This window comes from Curtobacterium salicis (assembly GCF_011759505.1).
Lineage (GTDB): Bacteria > Actinomycetota > Actinomycetes > Actinomycetales > Microbacteriaceae > Curtobacterium > Curtobacterium salicis.
This window is the reverse complement of record NZ_JAAOYO010000007.1, coordinates 2,377-3,551: the sequence shown is the minus strand read 5'-3', so window position 1 is coordinate 3,551 and position 1,175 is coordinate 2,377. Positions and strand designations below refer to the sequence as shown.

The window sequence follows — 1,175 nt, the reverse complement described above, 5'->3', positions numbered from 1 at the left end:
CTAGTGTGCGAAATCTACAACTTCGGTGGTGTGCTTGAGCCCCGTTACATTGTCGGCGCGGAATCACTTGACCAGTGAGCTATTACGCACTCTTTCAAGGGTGGCTGCTTCTAAGCCAACCTCCTGGTTGTCTGTGCAACTCCACATCCTTTCCCACTTAGCACACGCTTAGGGACCTTAGTTGGTAGTCTGGGTTGTTTCCCTCTCGACGATGAAGCTTATCCCCCACCGTCTCACTGCTGCGCTCTCACTCACCGGCATTCGGAGTTTGGCTGACGTCAGTAACCTGTTGAGGCCCATCGGCCATCCAGTAGCTCTACCTCCGGCGAGAAACACGCAACGCTGCACCTAAATGCATTTCGGAGAGAACCAGCTATCACGAAGTTTGATTGGCCTTTCACCCCTATCCACAGCTCATCCCCTCCATTTTCAACTGAAGTGGGTTCGGTCCTCCACGACGTCTTACCGTCGCTTCAACCTGGCCATGGATAGATCACTTCGCTTCGGGTCTAGGACATGCGACTGAATCGCCCTATTCAGACTCGCTTTCGCTACGGCTACCCCACACGGGTTAACCTCGCCACATATCGCTAACTCGCAGGCTCATTCTTCAAAAGGCACGCCGTCACCCCTACAAAGGAGGCTCCGACGGTTTGTAAGCAAACGGTTTCAGGTACTATTTCACTCCCCTCCCGGGGTACTTTTCACCTTTCCCTCACGGTACTTGTCCGCTATCGGTCATCTGGGAGTATTTAGGCTTATCAGGTGGTCCTGACAGATTCACACGGGATTTCTCGGGCCCCGTGCTACTTGGGATACACATCCGGCCATAACACCATTTCGTCTACGGGGCTGGCACCCACTACGGCCCGGCTTTCAAACCGGTTCGACTATGATGCGCTGTAACCGTCCCAGTCCGGCAGAACTGAGCGACGTGTCCCACAACCCCGACCATGCAACGCCCGCCGGCTATCACACATGATCGGTTTAGCCTCATCCGTTTTCGCTCGCCACTACTCACGGAATCACATGTTGTTTTCTCTTCCTGTGGGTACTGAGATGTTTCACTTCCCCACGTTCCCTCTACCCGCCCTATATATTCAGGCGGGAGTCACCAGGTCACAAAAGCGCCTGGCGGGGTTTCCCCATTCGGAAATCCTCGGCTCACAGCTCCT

Annotated in this window: 1 rRNA gene (running past both ends of the window); it reads right to left on the bottom strand. The window is 54.5% G+C overall.

The features are described 5' to 3' along the window. Nucleotides 1-1,175, bottom strand: a 23S ribosomal RNA gene (locus E9228_RS16725) (it extends past both window edges: 1,961 nt to the left, 182 nt to the right).